The organism is Micromonospora sp. NPDC049274 (assembly GCF_040678875.1).
GTDB lineage: Bacteria > Actinomycetota > Actinomycetes > Mycobacteriales > Micromonosporaceae > Micromonospora.
The window spans coordinates 1-20,552 of the sequence record NZ_JBFAQS010000022.1; the positions used below are offsets into that span (position 1 = coordinate 1).

Here is a 20,552-nt window from a genome sequence, read left to right on the forward strand (position 1 = left end):
GGGGCTTGCGGCACCGGGGGTGGCGGCCTGCGAGCGGGGGCTCGTGGCGCCGGGACCGTGTGTAACGACCGTCGGGCCGGGGTGATTCCCGGGGCGGCCCTGTCGAGGCGGGCTCACCGTCGTTCGGGGATCTGCAACCATCCGACCGGGCTGGCCATTCCCACCCTCACGACGGGGGCGGCGGTGGCCGTGGTCCTGCGATCGTCAGGATGTGTAACGACCCCCGGCCCGCCACGATTCCAGCCCACGGATGCACCCGGTCACACCCGGACGAGACGCGGAACCGGACATTGCGCCCAGACTGACCTTCCGTGCCCACCGAAGCGGGCAGGCGGGCGGTGATCGACACGAGTTCCCTGATATGGGGGTGTCCGGGGCCCCGGGACCCCCCGACATCACCGATCTCGTGTCGATCAAGCTGGCATAGGTCTGGCCCTCGTGGACTCGGCCTTGGCGGTCGCCCAACAGACCGCGCGCCTGCTCGGCAACGGGCGCCGGGTCGCCAACACCTGACCGTAGGCCCTGCTCAGGGAGGGTAAATCGGTTGAGTCGGCGGGGTCGTTGCCGGCACGCTGGGTGTTCCGCCACCCACGTCCGGAGGAACTCCGATGCGCCTGCTCCGTGACCTGTGGGACACCTCGCCGCGTCGTCTGACCTTCGTGGCCGTCCTGATCGTGCTCGGTGCCGCCGGTCAGGCCGGCGCCTCGGCGCTCGCCGGCGCGGTCCTGGTACACCGGTCGACAGGCTCCTTCGCGGTCCTGGCCGCCGCGCTGGCCGCCGTGGTGCTCACCGACCTCGTGGTGAGCCTCTTGATGGCCGGGCTGACCGCCGACTGGTCCGCGGACGTGCGTCGGCGGCTCTGCCGGGTCGCGCTCGGGCAGGATCTGCCGAGCCTGGAGACCACTCCGGTGGGCGAGCTGCTCGACCGCATCGACGGGGACGTCTACCAGGTGGCGTCGGCGGTTCGCAACCAGGGCTCGCGCCTCGCCCAGGGGCTCTGCGTCGGCCTGCTGTCGATGGTGGTGGCGCTGGCCGTGTGGTGGCCGGCCGGGATGGCGATGCTGTTGCTCACTGTGCTGCTCGGGGTGGGGCTGCGCCGGCCCACGGCGCGGATCGGCCCCGCCCGGATGGCCGAGGAGGAGGCCTGGTCGGACCTGGCCGCCGTGATGGAGGAGGCGGTGCACGGCCAGGACGACGTGCGGACGAGCCTGGCCCAGCCGTACGTGCTGCGGCTGTACGCACGGCGGGCCGCCGCCGTGCTGTCCCGCGGCCACCTGGTCTGGGTGCTGTCCGCCCGAGTGGCGACGATCGCCACCGCGACGATCCGGGCCGGCGTCGGCGCCGTGGTGCTCGGCGGGGCCTGGGCACTGGCCAACGACCGGGTCGACGCCGCGCGGCTCACGGCGATCTGGCTGCTCGCCCTGGCCTTCGGGGCCACCGCCGAACACGTCAGCCGGATGGTGCCCGAGCTGCAGGAGGCCCTCGGCGCGTGGGCGCGGGTGCAGTTGCTCCAGAAGTCCCGGCAGGAGCCGGTCGGCGGGGTCAGTCCCGCCGAGGGCGACCTGCGCATCCGGGACCTGACGTTCGGGTACGAGGTGAGCGGCCCGGAGAGCGGGCGGGGGGTGGCCCTGCGCGGAGTCAGCCTGACCTTCGCGCGCGGCCGGTCGTACGCCCTGATCGGGCGGACCGGGTCGGGCAAGTCGACCCTGGCGAAGGTGCTCACGAGGGCCGTGGACGTGCCGCCGGGCGCCGTGTTCCTCGGCGGCACCGACCTGTGTGACCTCGACGTCGAAGAGCTGCGCCGCTGGGTGGCGCTGGTGCCGCAGCGCACCGAGATCCTGGCCGGCACGCTCGCCGAGAACGTCGCGCTCTACGACCCGGAGCTGCTCGACGCCGCCGCCCGGGCGCTCGACGAACTGGGTCTGGCCGGCTGGATCGCCGAGCTGCCCGACGGGTTGGCGACCCGGCTGGGGGAGGGCGGGCACATGCTCTCGGCCGGCCAGGAGCAGTTGGTGGCGTTCGCCCGGATCCTGGTGCGCGACCCGCACGTGGTGATCCTGGACGAGGCCACCGCCCGGCTGGACCCGGTGACCGAGGCGCGGGTGCAGCGGGCCACCGAACGGCTGCTGCGCGACCGGATCGGCATCGTCATCGCCCACCGGCTCTCCTCGGTACGCCGCTGCGACGAGGTGGTGGTGTTGGCCGACGGCGCGGTGGTGGAGGCCGGCCCGCTGGAGACGTCGACACGTTTCGCCGAGCTGCTGGCGACCAGTCACGCCGCCGTGTACGCAGGTGGGACGCCGTCGTTCCGATCCGGCGGCGGCACCGACCTGCTGACCGGCCCGGACACCGCCGGCACCGACCTGTTGACCGACAGCGCCGGCGCCAGCCTGCTGACCGACGTCGCCGGCACCAGCCTGTTGACCGACACCGCCGGCACAAGCCTGTTGACCGACAGCCCCGGCACCGGCCCGGACGTCGCCGGCACTGGCCGGGACGTCGCCGGCACCGGGCCGAGCGCCGGCCCGGCGGTGCGGGCCGATCCGCCGCCGTTGCCACCGAACCCGCCGGCCCGCACGTTCCGGGAGATCATCCGGCTCTGCACCAACGATCCCCGGTACGGGGCGGCGGCGATCGCCCTGTTCCTCGGGCTCAGCCTGCTCGGGCTGGACGGCCCGCTGCTGCCGTGGCTCTGGGCCGACCTGGTGGACGGGACCGGCAGCCCGTACCTGCCGGCGCTGGGCATCGTGGCGGGGCTGCTGGTCACCCTGCCGCTGCCGTTCTACACCCACGTCTGGTTCCCCCACTGGTGGGTGCGGCAGATGCTGCGGATCGGCCTGCGTCTGGTGCACGGCCAGACCGGCCCGCGTCGGGTCAGCTCGCACACCCCGGCCGAGGTCGTGGCGCAGGGCGGTGACACCGAGCGCGTGGTGCAACTCGCCGACAACGTGCTCGACCAGTCGGTCGCGCTGGTCCTGGTGGTCGCCATGACGGCGGTCACCGGCAGCGTCGTACCGGGGCTGTTCTTCCTCGGCACGATGGTCGTCTCCGGGTTGGCCGCGACGCTGTTCGGCCCGAAGCTGGAGCGTGCGGCACGGGCGACCGTGACGGCGCGGGCGGCGTTCGCCACCGCCCTGGTCTCCGCGCTCTCCGCGGCGCGCACGGTGAAGCTCGCCGGCGCGACGGCGGCGGTGTTGCGTCACCTGGCTGACCTGGACGCGCTGCGCAGCGAGCGGCAGCGACGGGAGATCTCGGTGCAGGTGTGGTCCCGGTCGACCCCGTCGGTGGCCAGTGGCCTGCTGCCGATCGGCGCGTGGGCGCTCTACCTGGGCGGCGAGCTGTCGGCCGGTGCGGTGCTGGTGGCCGTCTCCACGCTGGGCGCGGCCCGGTGGTTCGCCTGGACCACCGCGTCGTTGATCTCCCAGCTGCCGTCGGCACGGGTGTGGACCCGCCGGACCGTGGCGATGACGGGCGTGGGCGCGTACACGGCGGCGGTGCCGGCGGTCGACCTGGGCGCCGGCACGGCGCCCGCGCCGACGCCGCCACCCCGGCACCCGCTGCGCCGGTTGGACTTACGCGGCTTCTCGGTGGTGCACTCCGACGGCACGGTCGCCGTCCGGAACGTGGACCTGACGGTGCGACGCGGGCAGTTGGTGCTTGTCGTCGGGCCGGTCGGGTCGGGCAAGTCCTCGCTGCTGCGGGCACTGGCCGGCATCGTGCACCACACCGGTGAGCTGTCCTGGAACGGCGATCCGGTCACCGAGCCCGAGCTGTTCCTGCGCCCCAACCAGGTCGGCTACGTCGGCCAGTTGCCCCGGGTGCTGTCCGGCACGGTGGCCGACAACATCGCGCTCGGCCACCAGGTGGACGCGGCAGGCGCGGTCAGCACCGCCCAGCTCGACCACGACCTGGCCGCCGCCGGCGGGGGACTGGGTCTGCTCATCGGGCACAAGGGCACCCGGCTCTCCGGCGGCCAGCTGCAGCGGCTGGCGCTGGCCCGGGCGCTGGCACCGCGTACCGAACTGCTTGTCGCCGACGATGTGTCGTCGGCGCTGGACGTCACCACCGAGCTGGCGCTGTGGCGGGCGCTGCGGGCGCACGGGGTGACAGTGGTCGGGTCGACCGCGAAGCGTGCCGCGCTGGTCCGCGCCGACCACGTGGTGGTGTTGCACGCCGGGACGGTGGCGGCGCAGGGCACCTGGCGGGAGCTGGAGGGCGACTGGTCGCACCTGGCCGGCTGACGGTCGGGCGGCTGCCGGTGACGGCAGCCGCCCGACCGGCGTAGGTCACCAGGCGCGGGCGTACTGGGCGGGTCCGGTGTACGCGACGCCGAGCTTCGCGGCGGCGCGACGCGGCCAGTACGGGTCGCGCAGCAGCTCCCGGCCGAGCAGCACCAGGTCGGCCTCGCCGCTGGCGACGATCTGCTCGGCGTGCTCCGGCTCGACGATCAGGCCGACCGCGCCGGTCGGCACGCCCGCCTCGCGGCGGATCTGGGCGGCCAGCGGCACCTGGTAGCCGGGGCCGAGCGGGATGCGCTGGTCGGTGCTGACACCGCCGGAGGAGGCGTCGACCAGGTCGACGCCGACGCCGGCCAGCTCGCCGGCGAGCACGACGCTGTCCTCGACCGTCCAGCCGCCCTCGGCCCAGTCGGTCGCGGAGATCCGGGTGAGCACGGGCACGCTCTCGCCGACCGCGGCGCGCACCGCGCGGGCGACCTCCAGGGTGAGCCGCATCCGGGCGGCCCGGTCGCCGCCGTAGGCGTCGGTGCGGTGGTTGGTGAGCGGCGACAGGAACTCGTTGAGCAGGTAGCCGTGCGCGGCGTGGATCTCCACGGCGGCGAAGCCGGCGGCGAGGGCCCGCTCGGCGGCGGTGGCGAACGCGTCGACCACGCCGGCGATGCCCGCCGCGTCGAGGGCGGTAGGCGTCCGGTAGCCGGGGGTGAACGGCTCCGACCCGGGGGCGACAGGCGTCCAGCCGCCCTCGGCGTCCGGCACTCCGCCGCGCGCCGAGGCCCACGGCCGGTAGGTGGAGGCCTTGAAACCGGCGTGCGCGAGCTGGACGGCCGGTACGGCGCCGTGGGCGGCGACGAACGCGGTAACCGGTCGCCAGGCGTCCACGTGCGCGTCGGACCACAGCCCGGTGTCCTGCGGTGAGATCCGGCCCTCGGGGAGTACTGCCGTCGCCTCGGTCAGCACCAACCCGGCCCCGCCGACCGCGCGGGTGCCGAGGTGGGTGAGGTGCCAGTCGGTGGGCAGGCCGTCGGGGCCGGCCGAGTACTGGCACATCGGCGCCATGGCGATCCGGTTGGGCAGGGTGACCCCGCGCAGGGCCAGGGGTGTGAACAGGGAGCTCATGGCGTCATCCTCTCCGAAACGGCGACGGACCCCCGGAGAGGGGTCCGTCGCCGTGCGGGTGAACTGGTCAGGCGGGGACGGGGCTCAGCTCGGGCCGGGTCTCGGCGACCGGCTCCGGCTCGGTCAGGTCCCGCCGGCCTGCGGACTCGTACGCGGCCCTGTCGAGGGTGCCCTCCCGGGCGGCCACCACGGTCGGCACGAGGGCCTGCCCGGCCACGTTGGTGGCGGTGCGGATCATGTCCAGGATCGGGTCGATGGCGAGCAGCAGACCGGCGCCGGCCAGCGGCAGACCCAGCGTGCTGAGGGTCAGGGTGAGCATGACGATCGCGCCGGTCAGACCGGCGGTGGCCGCCGAGCCGACCACCGAGACGAAGGCGATCAGCAGGTAGTCGCCGACGCCCAGGTGCACGCCGAACACCTGCGCCACGAAGATCGCGGCGAGGGCCGGGTAGATCGCGGCGCAGCCGTCCATCTTCGTGGTGGCGCCGAAGGGCACCGCGAACGAGGCGTACTCGCGGGGGACGCCGAGCCGCTCGACGGAGCGCTGGGTCACCGGCATGGTGCCCACCGAGGATCGGGACACGAAGCCCAGCTCGATCGCCGGCCAGGCGCCGGCGAAGAAGCGCAGCGGGTTGAGCCGGCCGGCGAGGATCAGCACCAGCGGGTAGACCACGAACAGCACGATCGCGCAGCCGACGTACACGGCGGTGGTGAACTTCGCGAGAGGGGCCAGCAGGTCCCAGCCGTACGAGGCGACGGCGTTGCCGATGAGGCCGAGGGTGCCGATCGGGGCGAGCCGGATGACCCACCACAGGGCCTTCTGCACGATTTCCAGCAGCGAGCGGTTGAGCGCCACGAACGGTTCGGCGGCCTCGCCGACCAGCAGGGCGGCGGCCCCGATGACCACGGCGAGGAAGACGATCTGCAGGACGTTGCCCTCGACGAACGCGCCGACCGGGTTGGTGGGCACGATGCCGGTGAGGAAGTCGGTCCAGGAGCCGGTCTTCTTGGGCGCCGCAGCGCCGCCCAGGTCGAGGGTCACGCCCTTGCCCGGGTCGACGAGCAGGCCGAGGCCGATGCCGATGCTCACGGCGATCAGCGCGGTGATGCCGAACCACATGAGGGTCTTCAGGGCGAGCCGGGCGGCGTTGGCCACGCCGCGCAGGCTGACCACGCTGACCACGATGGCGGTGAAGACCAGCGGCGGCACGGCCAGCTTGAGCAGCTGGACGAAGAGGGAGCCGATGGTGTGCAGGGTGCTGGTCAGCCAGCTCACGTCGTTGCTGCGGGCAACGAAACCGAGCGCGACGCCGAGCACGAGGCCGAGGAGGATCTGCACGGAGAACGGAATTTTGCGCAGGCCGAAGGGCATGAGATGTCCAATTGTCGGGTTCGGTCGGGGTAGGCGTGTGGAGGACGGCTACGCCGGACAGATGCCGCTGGCCTGCAGTCGGAGATCGACATACAGGCGGACGGTGAGGCCCCAGACATTGGTCATCGCCAGTCGACGATACGCCGATCGGCGTGATCTGCAAGGCACGCGAATCGTGATGCCCCTTACAAGCCCCGGTGGCGGCGGGCCAGGGCCAGTGCCGTTCCGGTGGCCACGCCCCACAGCACCGCGAGCCCGAGAACCAGCCGCTCCACGACGCCGACCAGGGCGCCCCGGCCGACCACGAGCATGGCCACCCCGACCGTCGCGCACAGCGGCAGGGCGAGCGTGGCCGTGCCGGCCGCCAACCGGCGGACCATCGCCCCGGCCGGCCCGGACACGGCCAGCGCGACCATGGCGAGGACCACCGCCGCCGTCGCCGCGATGCTCGCGCCCCCGTGCACGAGGTCGGCCACCGTGGTCCGCTCGAACGGCGGCAGTGGGCAACCGGCGGAGCAGGTCACCGCACCGGACACCGCGGTGAGCACCGCGCCGGTGGCGAGCAGCGCCGGCGCGACCCGCACGCCGGGGGGCAGCGCCGCGGCGATCAGCAGCAACGCGCCGGCCAGGGCGAGAACCCCGATGCGGTACGCCACGGCGTGCGCGCTGCCGGCGATGCCCGCCTCGCTCACGTACCCGGTGAGACCCGGACCGGGACCGGCGACGACCGCGACCGTCACCGCGACCGCGCCGGCCACCGCGCAGCCGGCGGCGGCGGACCCGGCGACCCGGCGGGCGACGTCCCCGCGGGCCGCGGGTGCCGTCGCGGTGCCCGCCCGCCCCCGGTCAGCCACGCCCGTGCGGCGTCGTCCAACCGGACTCGTCGGGCCCCAGCGGCACGATGCCTGTCGGGTTGATCTGCCGGTGGGTGCCGTAGTAGTGCCGCTTGATGTGGTCGAAGTCCACCGTCTCGCCGAAGCCCGGGGTCTGGAACAGGTCCCGGGCGTACGCCCAGAGCACCGGCATCTCGGTCAGCTTGCTGCGGTTGCACTTGAAGTGCCCGTGGTACGCGGCGTCGAAGCGCACAAGCGTGGTGAACAGCCGCACGTCGGCCTCGGTGATCGCGTCGCCCAGCAGGTACCGCTGCCCGGCCAGCCGTTCGGACAGCGCGTCCAGTCGGGCGAAGAGCGCCCGGAACGCCTCGTCGTACGCCTCCTGGGAGGTGGCGAATCCGCACTGGTAGACGCCGTTGTTGACGTCGCGGTGGATCTCGGCCATCAACGCGTCCATCTCCGGGCGCAGCGCGACCGGGTACAGGTCCGGTGCGCCGGGCGCGTGCAGGGACCGCCACTGCGTGGAGAAGTCGAGGGTGAGCTGCGGGTAGTCGTTGGTGACCACCCGGCCGGTGAGCGAGTCGACGAGCGCCGGCACGGTCACCCGGCCGGTGTAGTCCTCATCGGTGGCCAGGTACGCCTCGGAGAGGAAGCTGACACCGAGGACCGGGTCGAAGCCGTCCGGGTCGAGGGCGAACGCCCAGCCCCGCTCGTCCCGGATCGGGTCGACGGTGCCCAGCGAGATCGCGTCGTCCAGCCCGAGCAGGCCACGCACGATCCTCGCCCGGTGCGCCCACGGGCAGGCGCGGCACCAGATCAGCCGGTACCGGCCGGCCTCCAGCGGCCAGCGGCCCTGCTCGTCCGGGCCGCCACCCGGCGGGGAGGTCGAATCGGCGGTGACCCGACCGGTGAACCGGTTGGGCTGGCGGACGAACGCGCCACCACGGCTGGTCTCTGCGCTGAACTGGGCCCGGGACATGCCGCCAACCTATCCGCTGCGCGCGCGGATATCCTGGCCGCCGGGGAGTCCTCCGCGACCCGGTGGACGCCCCCACCCCCGCCCTTCCCACCCCCGAAGGACTCGCGATGACCGTGGCATACCTGGTGGCCGGTGTCCGTACCCCCATCGGCCGGTACGCCGGCGCGTTGGCCGGCGTCCGTCCCGACGACCTGGCCGCGCACGTGATCCGCGAGCTGGTCGCCCGGCACCCGTCGGTGGACTGGGCCCGCGTCGACGACGTCGTGCTCGGCTGCGCCAACCAGGCCGGCGAGGACAACCGCAACGTGGCCCGGATGGCGGCGCTGCTCGCCGGCCTGCCCGAGGAGGTGCCGGGCAGCACCGTCAACAGGCTCTGCGGCTCCGGCCTGGACGCCCTCGCCACCGCCGCCCGCTCCATCGTGGCCGGCGAGGCGGACCTGGTGGTCGCCGGTGGGGTGGAGAGCATGAGCCGGGCGCCGTTCGTCGTGCCGAAGGCGACCTCGGCATACTCCCGCGCTGCCGAGATGTACGACACGACCCTCGGCTGGCGGCTGGTCAACCCGCTCATGCGCGACGGGTGGGGGGTCGACTCGATGCCGGAGACGGCGGAGAACGTGGCCGCCGAGTACGGCGTCGACCGGGCCGAGCAGGACGCCTTCGCGTACCGCTCGCAGCAGCGCGCCGCCAAGGCGCAGGCCGACGGCCGGTTCGCCGAGGAGATCGTGGCCGTGTCCGTGCCGGCCGGTCGGCGGGAGACCCGACTGGTCGAGGTCGACGAGCACCCTCGGGAGACGTCGCTTGCGAAGCTGGCCGCGCTGCCCACCCCGTTTCGCGACGGCGGCACGGTGACCGCCGGCAACTCCTCGGGCGTCAACGACGGCGCGGTCGCGTTGCTGGTGGCCAGCGAGGCGGCGGTGCAGCGGTACGGCCTCACCCCGCTGGCCCGCGTCCGTGGCGCGGCGACGGCAGGCGTACCGCCGCGGATCATGGGCATCGGCCCGGTGCCGGCCACCCGCAAGCTGCTCGACCGGGTCGGCGTCGAGCTGGGCGCTGTGGACGTGATCGAGCTGAACGAGGCGTTCGCCGCGCAGTCCGTGGCGGTGCTGCGCGAGCTGGGGATGCCTGTCGACGCCGAACACGTCAACCCGAACGGTGGCGCGATCGCGCTCGGGCACCCGCTGGGCGCCAGCGGCGCGCGGCTGGCGCTGACCGCCGCCCTCGAGTTGCGCCGCCGCGGCGGTCGTCGGGCTCTCGCCACCATGTGCATCGGCGTCGGGCAGGGCATCTCGCTGCTGCTGGAGTCGGCCGCCTGAGCGCGGAAAGTTGCATGAAGGAATCTCCCGTCCGTGGGAGTCGGCGGCCTAGAGTGGTCCACACCACACGACCCGCGGGGTCGGCCGGCGGTCGTGCGCGCCCGTCGACGCCGGTGCCGCCTCGCGCGACGGCGACGAACTGGGGGAGCACACCGATGCCGGACGCATTGCCGACCGAGATTGATCTGACCAGGCCGAGCGCGGCCCGGGTGTACGACTACTTCCTGGGCGGGGCGCACAACTTCGAGGTCGACAGGCAGTTGGCCGAGCAGATCGCCAGCATGACCCCGAATCTCGCCGCCACCATGCGCTCCGGCCGGGAGTTCCTGCGCCGGGCCGTCCGGGTGCTGCTCGACGCCGGCATCGACCAGTTCCTCGACATCGGCTCCGGCATCCCGACAGTGGGCAACGTGCACGAGGTGGCCCAGGCGGCGAACCCGAAGGCGCGGGTGGTCTACGTCGACATCGACCCGGTGGCCGTCGCGCACAGCCGGGAACTGCTCGCCGGCAACGACCTGACCGGGGTGATCCACGCAGACCTGCGCGAACCGGAGCGGATCCTGCGGGAGACCCGGCGGCTCGGGCTGATCGACTTCGGTCGGCCGATGGGCATCCTGCTGGCCGGGGTCGTGCACTTCATCCCGGACGCCGACGGTCCCGAGGAGATCCTGTCCACCCTGCGGGCCGCCGCCGCGCCGGGCAGCTTCCTGGTCATCTCGCACTCGACCTTCGAGGACCAGCCGCAGGAGATGCTGGACGCCCAGCGCCTCTCCGCCCGGACCGCCACCGAGATCACCCTGCGCTCCCGCGCGCAGGTCACCGGCTTCTTCGGTGACTGGACCGTTCTCGAACCGGGCGTGGTGCACATGCCGCTGTGGCGTCCCGACTCGCGTGCCGACGTGGATGAGCACCCCGAGCGGTTCGGCGCCTTTGGGGGCGTGGCCCGGTACGACCAGCCCGCCGGCTGATCGCGGTGGCCGCCGTCCCGGACCCCACCGGGGTCGACGTCCGCCGGGGCGGCGCCCAGGTCTACGCCGCCGACTGGGCCCGCGCCGTACGCCGCATCGGGTTCGTGCCGCTCAGCGCGGCCGAGACGGAGCGGCTGTTGCTGCTGCACACCGTCCGGCTGGCCCAGGCGGTACGAGCCGAGCCGTTCAGCGCCCGTCCCGCCGAGGAGGTCGGACGGGCGCTGGTGGAGGCGCACCTGACCGACCCTCGGGCGCTGGAGTGGTCGCTGCGCGCGCTCGGCGACGAGTTCCCCGCTCGGGTCCTGGCGACCGGCGACCGGCCGGCCGACGTGGCCGAGCGGATCGCCGCGGTGCAGGGCGGGTTGGCCGCCGGGTTCGCCCGTGCGCTGCGCGACCGCACCTTCAGCCAGCAGGAGCGCATCGCCCGCTCGGCCTGGCAGGCGCGCGACGAGGTCGAGCAGGCGCTGCGCGACAGTGAGGCGCGGTTCCGGGCGGTCTTCACGGGCGCGGCGATCGGGATCGGCATCGCCGGGGTGGACGGTCAGATCATCGACGTCAACGCGGCGTTCGCCGACATGCTCGGCTACTCGATCGAGGAGCTGTGCGAGATGAACGTGGCGGCGCTGTTCCACGTCGATGACGCCGCCGGCATGTGGGAGCTGTACCAGGAGCTGATTGAGGGCAAGCAGGACTCGACCCGGGTGGAGAAGCGCTACCACCGCAAGGACGGCAGCGTCGTCTGGACGGACCTGGCCGTCTCGTTGATCCGGTACGACGACGGACGACCCCGGTTCACCGTCGCCATGATCGAGGACATCACCGAGCGGTACGAACTCCAGCAGCGGCTGCGCTTCCAGGCTCTGCACGACCCGCTGACCGGGCTGCCCAACCGGACGTTGTTCTTCGAGACGCTGGGCCGGCTCTTCGACACCGCAGGGCCCGGTCAGCGGGTGGGGGTGTGCTTCCTCGACCTGGACGGCTTCAAGGCGATCAACGACAGCCTCGGCCACGACCTCGGCGACCGGCTGTTGGTGGCGATCGGCCGGCGGCTCGCCGAGTGCGTGGCCGACCACGGCCACCTGGTCGCCCGGATGGGCGGCGACGAGTTCGTCATCCTCGTCGACGGCGGCGACGACGTCGACGACGCGGTGGCCGTGGCGGAGGCCGCGCTGGCCGCCGTCGCCGCGCCGGTGCACCTCGGCGACCAGCAGTTGGCGGTGTCCGCCAGCGTGGGCATCGTGGACTGTCCGGCCGCGGAGACCACCGCGTCGGAGCTGATGAAGGCCGCCGACACGACGCTCTACTGGGCAAAGGCGGCGGGCCGTGGCCGATGGGCGGTGTACGACCCGGAGCGCAGCGCCCGCGACATCGCCCGGTCGGCGCTGGTCGCCGGGCTGCCGGCCGCTCTGGACCGGGGCGAGTTCGTGCTGCACTACCAGCCGATCGTGTCGCTGCTGGAGGGCACGATGCTCGCGGTGGAGGCGCTGGTCCGCTGGGAGCACCCGGAGCTGGGTCTGATCGGCCCGGACCGGTTCATCGGCCTCGCCGAGGAGACCGGCCTGATCGTCCGGCTCGGCGAGTGGGTGTTGCGGCGGGCCTGCCACGACGCCGAACGCTGGCGGCGGGAGTTCCCCGAGGCCCGCCTGGTGGTGAGCGTCAACATGGCCGCCCGGCAGGCCGACGACCCGGCGATCGTCGCGACGGTGGCCGACGCGCTGGCCACCAGCGGCCTGCCGGCGGAGCTGTTGCAACTGGAGCTGACCGAGAGCGCCGTGATGGGCAGCGCGGGGGAGCCGCTGCGTAGTCTGCACCGGCTCGCGGCGCTGGGCGTCCGGCTGGCGGTCGACGACTTCGGCACCGGGTACTCCAACCTCGCGTACCTGCGGCGGCTGCCGATCCACTGCCTGAAGCTGGCCGGCCCGTTCGTCGAGGGCATCCGCGCCGACGGGACGGACTCGGTGGCGGACCACCGCGACGAGCGGATCGTCGACGCGTTGGTCCGGTTGGCGCACGCGCTGGAGCTGTGGGTCACCGCCGAGGCGGTGGAGACCCCGGTGCAGGCCGAGCGGCTGCGGGCGCTGCGCTGCGACACCGGGCAGGGGCGGTACTTCGGCGCACCCGCGCCGGTCGAGGAGATCACCGCCCGGCTGCGGCGGACGACGGCCTGATGCGCGCACAGGTGGCTGCCGCTCGGTGGCGCGGCGGGGTGGTGGCGTGAGCGGTGGATCGAACCGGTCCGAGTGGTGGCGACGGAGGGCGGCGGCGTGAGCGTGGACGACTCGCAGACGGTGGTGACCGTGGTGGCCGCGCTGGCCATCCTGGCCGGGTTGGCCGGCGTGGTCGTACCCGGCCTGCCGGCGCTGCCGCTGTGCTGGGGCGGCGTACTGGTCTGGGCGATCTTCGGCGGCGCCGGCCCGGGCGGCTGGGCGGTGTTCGCCGCCGCCACGCTGGTCGCGGTCGGAGGCATCGTCGTGAAGTACCTCTGGCCGGGGAGGAACCTCAAGCGCACAGGTGTGCCGACGTCGTCGCTGCTGGCCGGGGGCGCGCTCGGCCTGGTCGGGTTCTTCGTGATCCCCGTGATCGGTCTGCTGCTGGGCTTCGTCGCGGGAGTGTGGGCGGCGGAGCGGCTGCGGCTGGGCAGCAACCGGCTCGCCTGGCCGTCCACCGTGCAGGCGCTGAAGGCGGCCGGCCTGTCCATGCTTGTGGAGTTCCTGGCCGGCCTGACCATCGGCGCCCTCTGGGTAGGCGGCCTCCTTCTCACCTGACGCGGAGGGCGTGAGTGGGCGGCGCGGGGCTTTGTGGGGTACGGCGGGGCACGCCGTACGTGAGAGAGAGGTTGCCCCGCGCCGCCGCGGTGCCGGGCGGTCCGAGTGCCCGGCGTCGGCCCGTCGCGATCGGGCCTGGCCACGGGATACAGCATGCGTTCGCAGGGCGTGGTGCGGCAATGGGATTTGCGCCCCGGAGCCTCGGACGTATTGACCGCCCTGATCGACCGGGACGACACTTTGCGCACTCGCCAGCGGAACCACCTCAGGGAGGTGTGCAGTGGCCACGACGCCCGTGCCGACCGCAGAGCAACCGATCGACGACGACGCCCGACGACTCGCCGAACTCGGCTACAAGCAGGAGCTGCGCCGCAAGTGGAGCGGCTTCTCCAACTTCGCCATCTCGTTCTCCATCATCTCGATCCTGGCCGGCTGCTTCACCACCTTCGGCCAGGCGTGGAACAACGGCGGGCCGGTCGCCATCTCCTGGGGCTGGCCGCTGATCTCACTGTTCATCCTGATCATCGGGTTCTGCATGGCCGAACTGGTGTCGGCGTACCCCACGGCGGGTGGGATCTACTGGTGGGCGGCGACGATGGGCCGCCCGGTGCACGGCTGGTTCACCGGCTGGTTGAACCTGATCGGCCTGGTCGCGGTCACCGCCTCGGTCGACTACGGCTGCGCGACATTCCTCAACCTCACCCTGTCGGCGCTCTTCGACGGCTGGGCCGGGACGCTCCGTCAGGCGTTCGTGCTCTTCGTGATCATTCTGGCGCTGCACGGGCTCATCAACATCTTCGGGCACCGGATCATCGACGTACTCCAGAACGTCTCGGTCTGGTGGCACGTGGCCGGCGCGGCCGTCGTGGTGGCCATCCTGGTGTTCGTGCCGGACGACCACCAGAGCTTCCAGTTCGTGTTCACCGAGCGGTTCAACAACTCGGGCTTCGGCGACGGGGACACCGGCGGGCTGACGTTCTGGTTCTACGTGCTGCCGCTGGGTTTCCTGCTCACCCAGTACACGATCACCGGCTTCGACGCCTGCGCGCACGTCTCCGAGGAGACCCGGGGCGCCTCGCAGGCCGCCGCGCGCGGGCTCTGGCAGTCGATCTTCTACTCGGCGATCGGCGGTTGGATCCTGCTGCTGGCGTTCCTGTTCGCGGCCACCGACGTCGAGGCGGTCAACGCCGCCGGCGGCTTCTCCGGCGCCATCTTCGAGTCCGCGCTGACCCCGGTCTTCTTCAAGGTCGTCATCATCATCTCCACGATCGGGCAGTTCTTCTGCGGGATGAGCTGCATCACCTCGATGAGCCGAATGGCGTACGCCTTCAGCCGGGATCGCGCCGTGCCGGGCTGGCGGCTCTGGTCGAGGGTGAACCGCAACGGCACCCCGGTCAATGCGATCATCGGCACCACGATCGCCGGGCTGGTGCTGACCCTGCCGGCGCTCTACGAGAGTTCGGCGGGCATCCCGGTCGCCTTCTACGCGGTGGTCTCCGTCGCGGTCATCGGCCTCTACCTGTCCTTCCTCATCCCGATCGCGCTGCGGCTGCGCCTCGGCGACCGGTTCGTGCCCGGCCCGTGGACGCTGGGCCGGAAGTACAGGCTGCTCGGCTGGATCGCGGTCATCGAGATCGCGGTCATCACGGTGTACTTCGTCCTGCCGATCGTGCCGGCCGGGGTGCCCGGCAACGACGACTTCACCTGGTCGGCGGTGAACTACGCGCCGCTCGCCGTGGGCGGGGTGCTGCTGGTGGTCGCCGTCTGGTGGTACGCCTCGGCACGGAAGTGGTTCGCCGGCCCCGTCCGTACCGTCGAGGAACCCGCGCCTGCGGCCGACCCGGCACCTGTCGACGGTCCGGCCTGACGCCGACCCGGTGGGGCGGGCGCCGCGCCCGTCCCGCCGGGTTTGCCACCGTCTCCATCGGGGGCATTGACGGTGATCCGGTTTGCCAGTAGACCTTGGTGATGGAGGCCCGCGAATGACGAAAGCTCCGCTCACGCTGGAACAACTGCGGGTCGCCATCAACGACGGCGAGATCGACACCGTCGTGCTGGCCCTTGTCGACATGCAGGGCCGCCTGCAGGGCAAACGGTTCCACGCACCGTTCTTCCTCGACCAGGTGGTGGCCAACGGCAGCGAGGGTTGCAACTACCTGCTGGCCGTGGACGTCGACATGAACACCGTCGACGGGTATGCGATGTCGAGCTGGGAGCGCGGCTACGGCGACTTCGCGATGGTCCCGGACTTCGCCACGCTGCGCCGGGTGCCCTGGCAGCCCGGCTCGGCGCTGCTGCTGGCCGACCTGACCTGGCTGGACGGCTCCGGCGACGTGGTCGCCTCACCCCGGCAGATCCTGCGCCGGCAACTGGACCGGCTGGCCGAACACGGGCTGACCGCGTACGCGGGCACCGAGCTGGAGTTCGTGCTGTTCCGCGACTCGTACGAGGATGCCTGGCGGCGCGGCTACCGCGACCTCACTCCGGCAAATCAGTACAACGTGGACTACTCGCTGCTCGGCACCGCCCGGGTGGAGCCGCTGCTGCGCCGGATCCGCACCGAGATGGCCGGCGCGGGGCTCACGCCGGAGAGCGCCAAGGGTGAGTGCAACCTCGGCCAGCACGAGATCGCCTTCCGCTACGACGAGGCCGTCGCCTGCGCCGACCACCACGTGATCTACAAGAACGGGGCCAAGGAGATCGCCGCCCAGGAGGGCATGGCGATCACCTTCATGGCCAAGCCGAACGAGCGGGAGGGCAACTCCTGCCACATCCACTTCTCGCTGCGGGGCCCCGACGGTCGCTCGGCGATGCTGGGCGACGGGCCGGCGCACCTGTCGGAGACCGGGCAGCGGGTGCTCGCCGGGCTGCTCGCCACCATGCGTGAGTTCAGTCTGCTCTTCGCGCCGAACATCAACTCGTACAAGCGCTACCAGCCGGGCTCGTTCGCGCCGACGGCGCTGCGCTGGGGGGTGGACAACCGCACCTGCGCCCTGCGGGTGGTGGGCCACGGGCAGGGCATGCGGGTGGAGAACCGGGTGCCCGGGGCCGACGTCAACCCGTACCTGGCGATCGCCGGGCTGGTCGCGGGCGCGCTGCACGGCATCGACAAGGGCTTGGAGTTGGGCGGCGAGTGCACAGGCAACGCGTACGACGACCCGGAGGCCGAGCGCGTACCCGGCACGCTGCGGGACGCCCTGGCCCTCTGGGAGGGCTCCACGGTGGCCCGCGAGGCGTTCGGCGACGAGGTGGTGGCCCACTACGCCAACCAGGCGAGGGTGGAGTTGGCGGCCTTCGACGCCGCGGTGACGGACTGGGAGCTGACCCGTGGCTTCGAACGCCTCTGACGGGCTGGGGTGGTGGGCGTGACTCTCGTCGTGGACCCGGCGTCCGGGGAGGGGTTCCGGGACGTGCCGGGTGCCTCGGTGGCCGATGTCGACGCGGCGGTCTCCCGGGCCGCCTCCGCCAACGAGTCGTGGCGGGCCCTGGCGCCGGGGGACCGGGGCCGGCTGCTGCGGCGGTTCGCCGCCGTCGTCGACGCGCACCTCGACGAGTTGGCAGCGCTGGAGGTGCGCAACTCCGGGCACACCATCGGCAACGCCCGCTGGGAGGCCGGCAACGTCCGTGACGTCCTGGACTACTACGCCGGAGCGCCGGAGCGGTTGACCGGGCGGCAGATCCCCGTGCCCGGCGGCCTGGATGTCACCTTCCACGAGCCGCTCGGCGTGGTAGGCGTGATCGTGCCGTGGAACTTCCCGATGCCGATCGCCGCCTGGGGTTTCGCCCCGGCCCTCGCCGCCGGCAACACAGTGGTGCTCAAGCCCGCCGAGCTGACCCCGCTCACCGCGCTGCGCCTGGCCGAGCTGGCCCGCGAGGCCGGTCTGCCCGACGGCGTGTTCACAGTGCTTCCGGGCGAGGGCGCGGTGGTGGGGGAGCGGTTCGTCAGCCACCCGGCGGTCCGCAAGATCTGCTTCACCGGCTCCACCGAGGTCGGCACGCGCATCGCCGCCGGCTGCGCCGCCCAGGTGAAGCGCCTCACCCTGGAGCTGGGCGGCAAGAGCGCCAACATCGTGTTCGCCGACGCCGACCTGGAACGCGCCGCCGCGACCGCGCCCGGCGCGGTCTTCGACAACGCCGGCCAGGACTGCTGCGCACGGTCGCGGATCCTGGTCCAACGCCAGGTGTACGACAGGTTCCTGGAACTGCTCGAACCGGCCGTTCGCGCGGTACGTGTGGAGGACCCCTCCCGGGACACCGCGGAGATGGGTCCGCTGATCTCGGCGGCCCAGCGGGAGCGGGTCGCCGGCTACCTGGCCGGGGCGACGGTCGCGTTCACCGGCTCGTGCCCCGACGGCCCCGGCTTCTGGCACGCCCCGACCGTGCTGCTGGCCGACTCGCCGGCGGACCGGCACTGGCGGGAGGAGATCTTCGGCCCGGTCGTGTCGGTGCTGCCGTTCGACGACGAGGCCGACGCGGTGCGTCTCGCCAACGACACCGAGTACGGCCTCTCCGGCTCGATCTGGACCCGCGACGTCGGCCGCGCGCTGCGGATGGCCCGCGCCGTCGACGCGGGCAACCTCAGCGTCAACTCGCACTCCTCGGTGCGCTACTGGACCCCGTTCGGTGGGATGAAGCGCTCCGGGCTCGGCCGCGAGCTGGGCCCGGACGCGCTGCACTCCTTCACCGACGTCAAGAACGTGTTCATCGCGACAGAGGAGTGACGCCAGTGCAGGGTCGGTTGCAGGACCGGGTGGCGGTGGTCACCGGAGCGGGCAGCGGGATCGGATTGGCAACGGTCCGGCGGTTCGCCGCCGAGGGGGCCCGGGTGGTCTGCGTGGACATCGACGCGCAGGCCGGCACGAAGGCGGCCGAGGAGTGCGGCGGCGAGTTCGTGGCCACCGACGTGGCCGACGAGTCGGCGGTCCGCGACCTGTTCGACGGGGTGGCCGAGCGGCACGGCCGGGTCGACATCGCGTTCAACAACGCGGGCATCTCCCCGCCGGACGACGACTCCATCCTGGACACCGGCCTGGACGCCTGGGAGCGGGTGCTGCGGGTCAACACCACGAGCGTCTACCTGTGCTGCAAGTACGCGATTCCGCACATGCGCCGCCAGGGCAAGGGGTCGATCATCAACACCGCCTCGTTCGTGGCGCTGATGGGCGCGGCGACGTCGCAGATCGCGTACACGGCGAGCAAGGGCGGCGTGCTGGCGATGACCCGGGAGCTGGGCGTGCAGTTCGCCCGCGAGGGCATCCGGGTCAACGCGCTGTGTCCCGGCCCGGTGGCCACCCCGCTGCTGCTGGAGCTGTTCGCCGCCGACCCGGAGCGGGCCGCCCGCCGGCTCGTGCACGTGCCGATGGGCCGATTCGGGCAGCCCGAGGAGATCGCCGCCGCGGTGGCGTTCCTGGCCAGCGACGACGCCTCGTTCATGACCGCCGCGCAGTTCGTGGTCGACGGGGGCATCACCGGCGCGTACGTCACCCCTCTATGAGTCGGCCGCTGATCGGGATCAGCGCGTACGTCGAGCCCGCCGACTGGGCCGTCTGGCGCGGCGTGCGGGCGGTGCTGGTGCCCGAGGCGTACGTGCGGGCGGTCACCGCCGCCGGTGGCCGGGCGGTCGTGCTGCCCCCGGACGACTCCGACGGCGACGTGCTCGCGGTCCTCGACGGGCTTCTGCTGGCCGGGGGCGCCGACGTCGGTCCGGGCCGGTACGGCCAGCGGCCGCACCCGCGGACCGAGGACCGGCCGGACCGGGACGCCGGTGAGCTGACCCTGCTGACGGCGGCGCTCGCCGTCGACCTGCCGGTGCTGGGTGTCTGTCGGGGAATGCAGCTGCTCGCCGTGGCCTGTGGAGGCACCCTGCACCAGCACCTGCCCGACGTGATCGGAACGGATGCGCACCGTCCGGCCCCGGGGGTCTACGGCACCCATCAGGTGCGGTTCGCGCCGGGGAGCCTGGCGGCGCGGACGCTGGCCGGGGTGGATCGGGTCAACTCGTACCACCATCAGGCGGTCGCCACCCCGGGGCGGCTCGCGGTCACCGGCTGGGCGGCGGACGGCGTGATCGAGGCGATCGAGGACCCGGGCCGGTCGTTCGTGCTCGGGGTGCAGTGGCATCCGGAGAACGAGCCGGATCCGCGCCCGATCGCGGCGCTGGTCGCGGCCGCCCGCCGGCGAGCGTCCGGCCCGCCGGTCGATGCCGGCCGCGAGGGCGTACGTGTGGCGGGGCCGCCGGCTGTGTGACGCAGGTCGCTCCCGTCGGGCGCCGGGTGCGGTGGGAGAATCGCCGCATGGGCAAGGTCTATCCGGAGATCGACGGTCGCCTACGGGAGTTCATCGCCGCCCAGCCGGTCTTCTTCGTGGCCACCGCGCCGTCCGGTTCCGAGGGGCACGTCAATGTCTCGCCGAAGGGTATGACCGGCACCTTCGTGATCCTCGGCCCGCATCGGGTGGCCTATCTGGATTACCACGGCAGCGGCGCGGAGACCATCGCCCACCTGCGCGACAACGGCCGCATCACGCTGATGTTCTGCGCGTTCGACGGGCCGCCGAAGATCGTGCGCCTGCACGGCCGGGGCAGCAGCGTCGCGGTGACCGAGGCGGCCTTCGCCGACCGGCTCGCCGAGTTCCCCGCGCCGCCGGACGTGCACGCCGTACGGGCCGTGATCACCGTCGAGGTCGAGCGGGTCAGCGACTCCTGCGGTTATGCGGTGCCGCTGATGGACTACCGCGCGGAGCGTGACCTGTTGGTTACCTCACACTCCCGTCGTACGGCCGATGATCTGGTGACCTACCGGGCCACCAGGAACGCCGCGAGCATCGACGGACTGCCGGTCTTCTGACAGGTCAGAGCGCCCCTCGGCGGCTGCCCGGGCCGGCGTCCACCCCCGCGCCGTCGGGTCCGCGACGAGTGCGGCACAGGTAACCAGCGTCCACGGGTCGTCATGCGTTACGTTGCTGGTCCG

General features: G+C 72.9%; 15 protein-coding genes. 11 read left to right on the plus strand and 4 right to left on the minus strand.

Annotation, left to right across the window (positions count from 1 at the left end):
• Positions 1 to 608: 608 nt before the first annotated feature.
• Complete coding sequence (locus AB0K10_RS29470) at positions 609 to 4,241, plus strand: ABC transporter ATP-binding protein (protein ID WP_363688871.1); 3,633 nt, start codon at positions 609 to 611, stop codon at positions 4,239 to 4,241.
• Between the two features lie 45 nt (positions 4,242 to 4,286).
• Here the strand turns inward: AB0K10_RS29470 and AB0K10_RS29475 are convergent, their stop codons facing one another.
• The 4 genes from AB0K10_RS29475 to AB0K10_RS29490 form a co-directional block, all read right to left on the minus strand.
• A complete protein-coding gene (locus AB0K10_RS29475) occupies positions 4,287 to 5,354 on the minus strand; it encodes an NADH:flavin oxidoreductase/NADH oxidase (RefSeq protein ID WP_363688873.1) in 1,068 nt (355 codons plus the stop codon).
• Between the two features lie 67 nt (positions 5,355 to 5,421).
• Positions 5,422 to 6,714 (minus strand): dicarboxylate/amino acid:cation symporter, encoded by a 1,293-nt coding sequence (locus tag AB0K10_RS29480; protein ID WP_363689039.1) that lies wholly within the window; start codon positions 6,712 to 6,714, stop codon positions 5,422 to 5,424.
• A 197-nt stretch (positions 6,715 to 6,911) separates the two neighbouring features.
• Positions 6,912 to 7,580 carry a DUF998 domain-containing protein gene (locus tag AB0K10_RS29485; RefSeq protein WP_363688875.1) on the minus strand — a complete coding sequence of 223 codons (669 nt, stop codon included), beginning with the start codon at positions 7,578 to 7,580 and terminating at the stop codon, positions 6,912 to 6,914.
• Positions 7,573 to 8,538, minus strand: coding sequence for a glutathione S-transferase C-terminal domain-containing protein (locus tag AB0K10_RS29490; protein WP_363688877.1), 966 nt, complete (start codon positions 8,536 to 8,538; stop codon positions 7,573 to 7,575). Before AB0K10_RS29490 ends, AB0K10_RS29485 begins: the two co-directional genes overlap by 8 nt.
• Positions 8,539 to 8,645: 107 nt before the next feature.
• Between AB0K10_RS29490 and pcaF the strand changes: the two genes are divergently transcribed.
• From pcaF to AB0K10_RS29540, 10 genes are all read left to right on the plus strand, one after another.
• Complete coding sequence (gene pcaF / locus AB0K10_RS29495; protein ID WP_363688879.1) at positions 8,646 to 9,851, plus strand: 3-oxoadipyl-CoA thiolase; 1,206 nt, start codon at positions 8,646 to 8,648, stop codon at positions 9,849 to 9,851.
• A 155-nt stretch (positions 9,852 to 10,006) separates the two neighbouring features.
• The gene (locus AB0K10_RS29500; RefSeq protein ID WP_363688881.1) at positions 10,007 to 10,819 is read left to right on the plus strand and encodes an SAM-dependent methyltransferase; all 813 of its coding nucleotides are present in this window, start codon (positions 10,007 to 10,009) and stop codon (positions 10,817 to 10,819) included.
• Positions 10,820 to 10,824: 5 nt separating this feature from the next.
• The gene (locus AB0K10_RS29505; protein WP_363688883.1) at positions 10,825 to 12,987 is read left to right on the plus strand and encodes an EAL domain-containing protein; all 2,163 of its coding nucleotides are present in this window, start codon (positions 10,825 to 10,827) and stop codon (positions 12,985 to 12,987) included.
• A gap of 96 nt (positions 12,988 to 13,083) precedes the next feature.
• Positions 13,084 to 13,584, plus strand: a complete 501-nt coding sequence (locus AB0K10_RS29510) for a DUF456 domain-containing protein (RefSeq protein ID WP_363688885.1) — start codon at positions 13,084 to 13,086, stop codon at positions 13,582 to 13,584.
• Positions 13,585 to 13,864: 280 nt separating this feature from the next.
• Positions 13,865 to 15,451 carry an amino acid permease gene (locus AB0K10_RS29515; RefSeq protein WP_363688887.1) on the plus strand — a complete coding sequence of 529 codons (1,587 nt, stop codon included), beginning with the start codon at positions 13,865 to 13,867 and terminating at the stop codon, positions 15,449 to 15,451.
• 115 nt (positions 15,452 to 15,566) lie between these two features.
• Positions 15,567 to 16,931 carry a glutamine synthetase family protein gene (locus AB0K10_RS29520; RefSeq protein WP_363688889.1) on the plus strand — a complete coding sequence of 455 codons (1,365 nt, stop codon included), beginning with the start codon at positions 15,567 to 15,569 and terminating at the stop codon, positions 16,929 to 16,931.
• An 18-nt stretch (positions 16,932 to 16,949) separates the two neighbouring features.
• The gene (locus AB0K10_RS29525; RefSeq protein ID WP_363688891.1) at positions 16,950 to 18,305 is read left to right on the plus strand and encodes an aldehyde dehydrogenase family protein; all 1,356 of its coding nucleotides are present in this window, start codon (positions 16,950 to 16,952) and stop codon (positions 18,303 to 18,305) included.
• 5 nt (positions 18,306 to 18,310) lie between these two features.
• Positions 18,311 to 19,078: a 3-oxoacyl-ACP reductase gene (locus AB0K10_RS29530; RefSeq protein WP_363688893.1), complete on the plus strand. Its 768-nt coding sequence runs from the start codon at positions 18,311 to 18,313 to the stop codon at positions 19,076 to 19,078.
• Complete coding sequence (locus tag AB0K10_RS29535; RefSeq protein WP_363688895.1) at positions 19,075 to 19,830, plus strand: gamma-glutamyl-gamma-aminobutyrate hydrolase family protein; 756 nt, start codon at positions 19,075 to 19,077, stop codon at positions 19,828 to 19,830. Before AB0K10_RS29530 ends, AB0K10_RS29535 begins: the two co-directional genes overlap by 4 nt.
• A 47-nt stretch (positions 19,831 to 19,877) precedes the next feature.
• The gene (locus tag AB0K10_RS29540; protein WP_363688897.1) at positions 19,878 to 20,429 is read left to right on the plus strand and encodes a pyridoxamine 5'-phosphate oxidase family protein; all 552 of its coding nucleotides are present in this window, start codon (positions 19,878 to 19,880) and stop codon (positions 20,427 to 20,429) included.
• Positions 20,430 to 20,552: the final 123 nt, after the last annotated feature.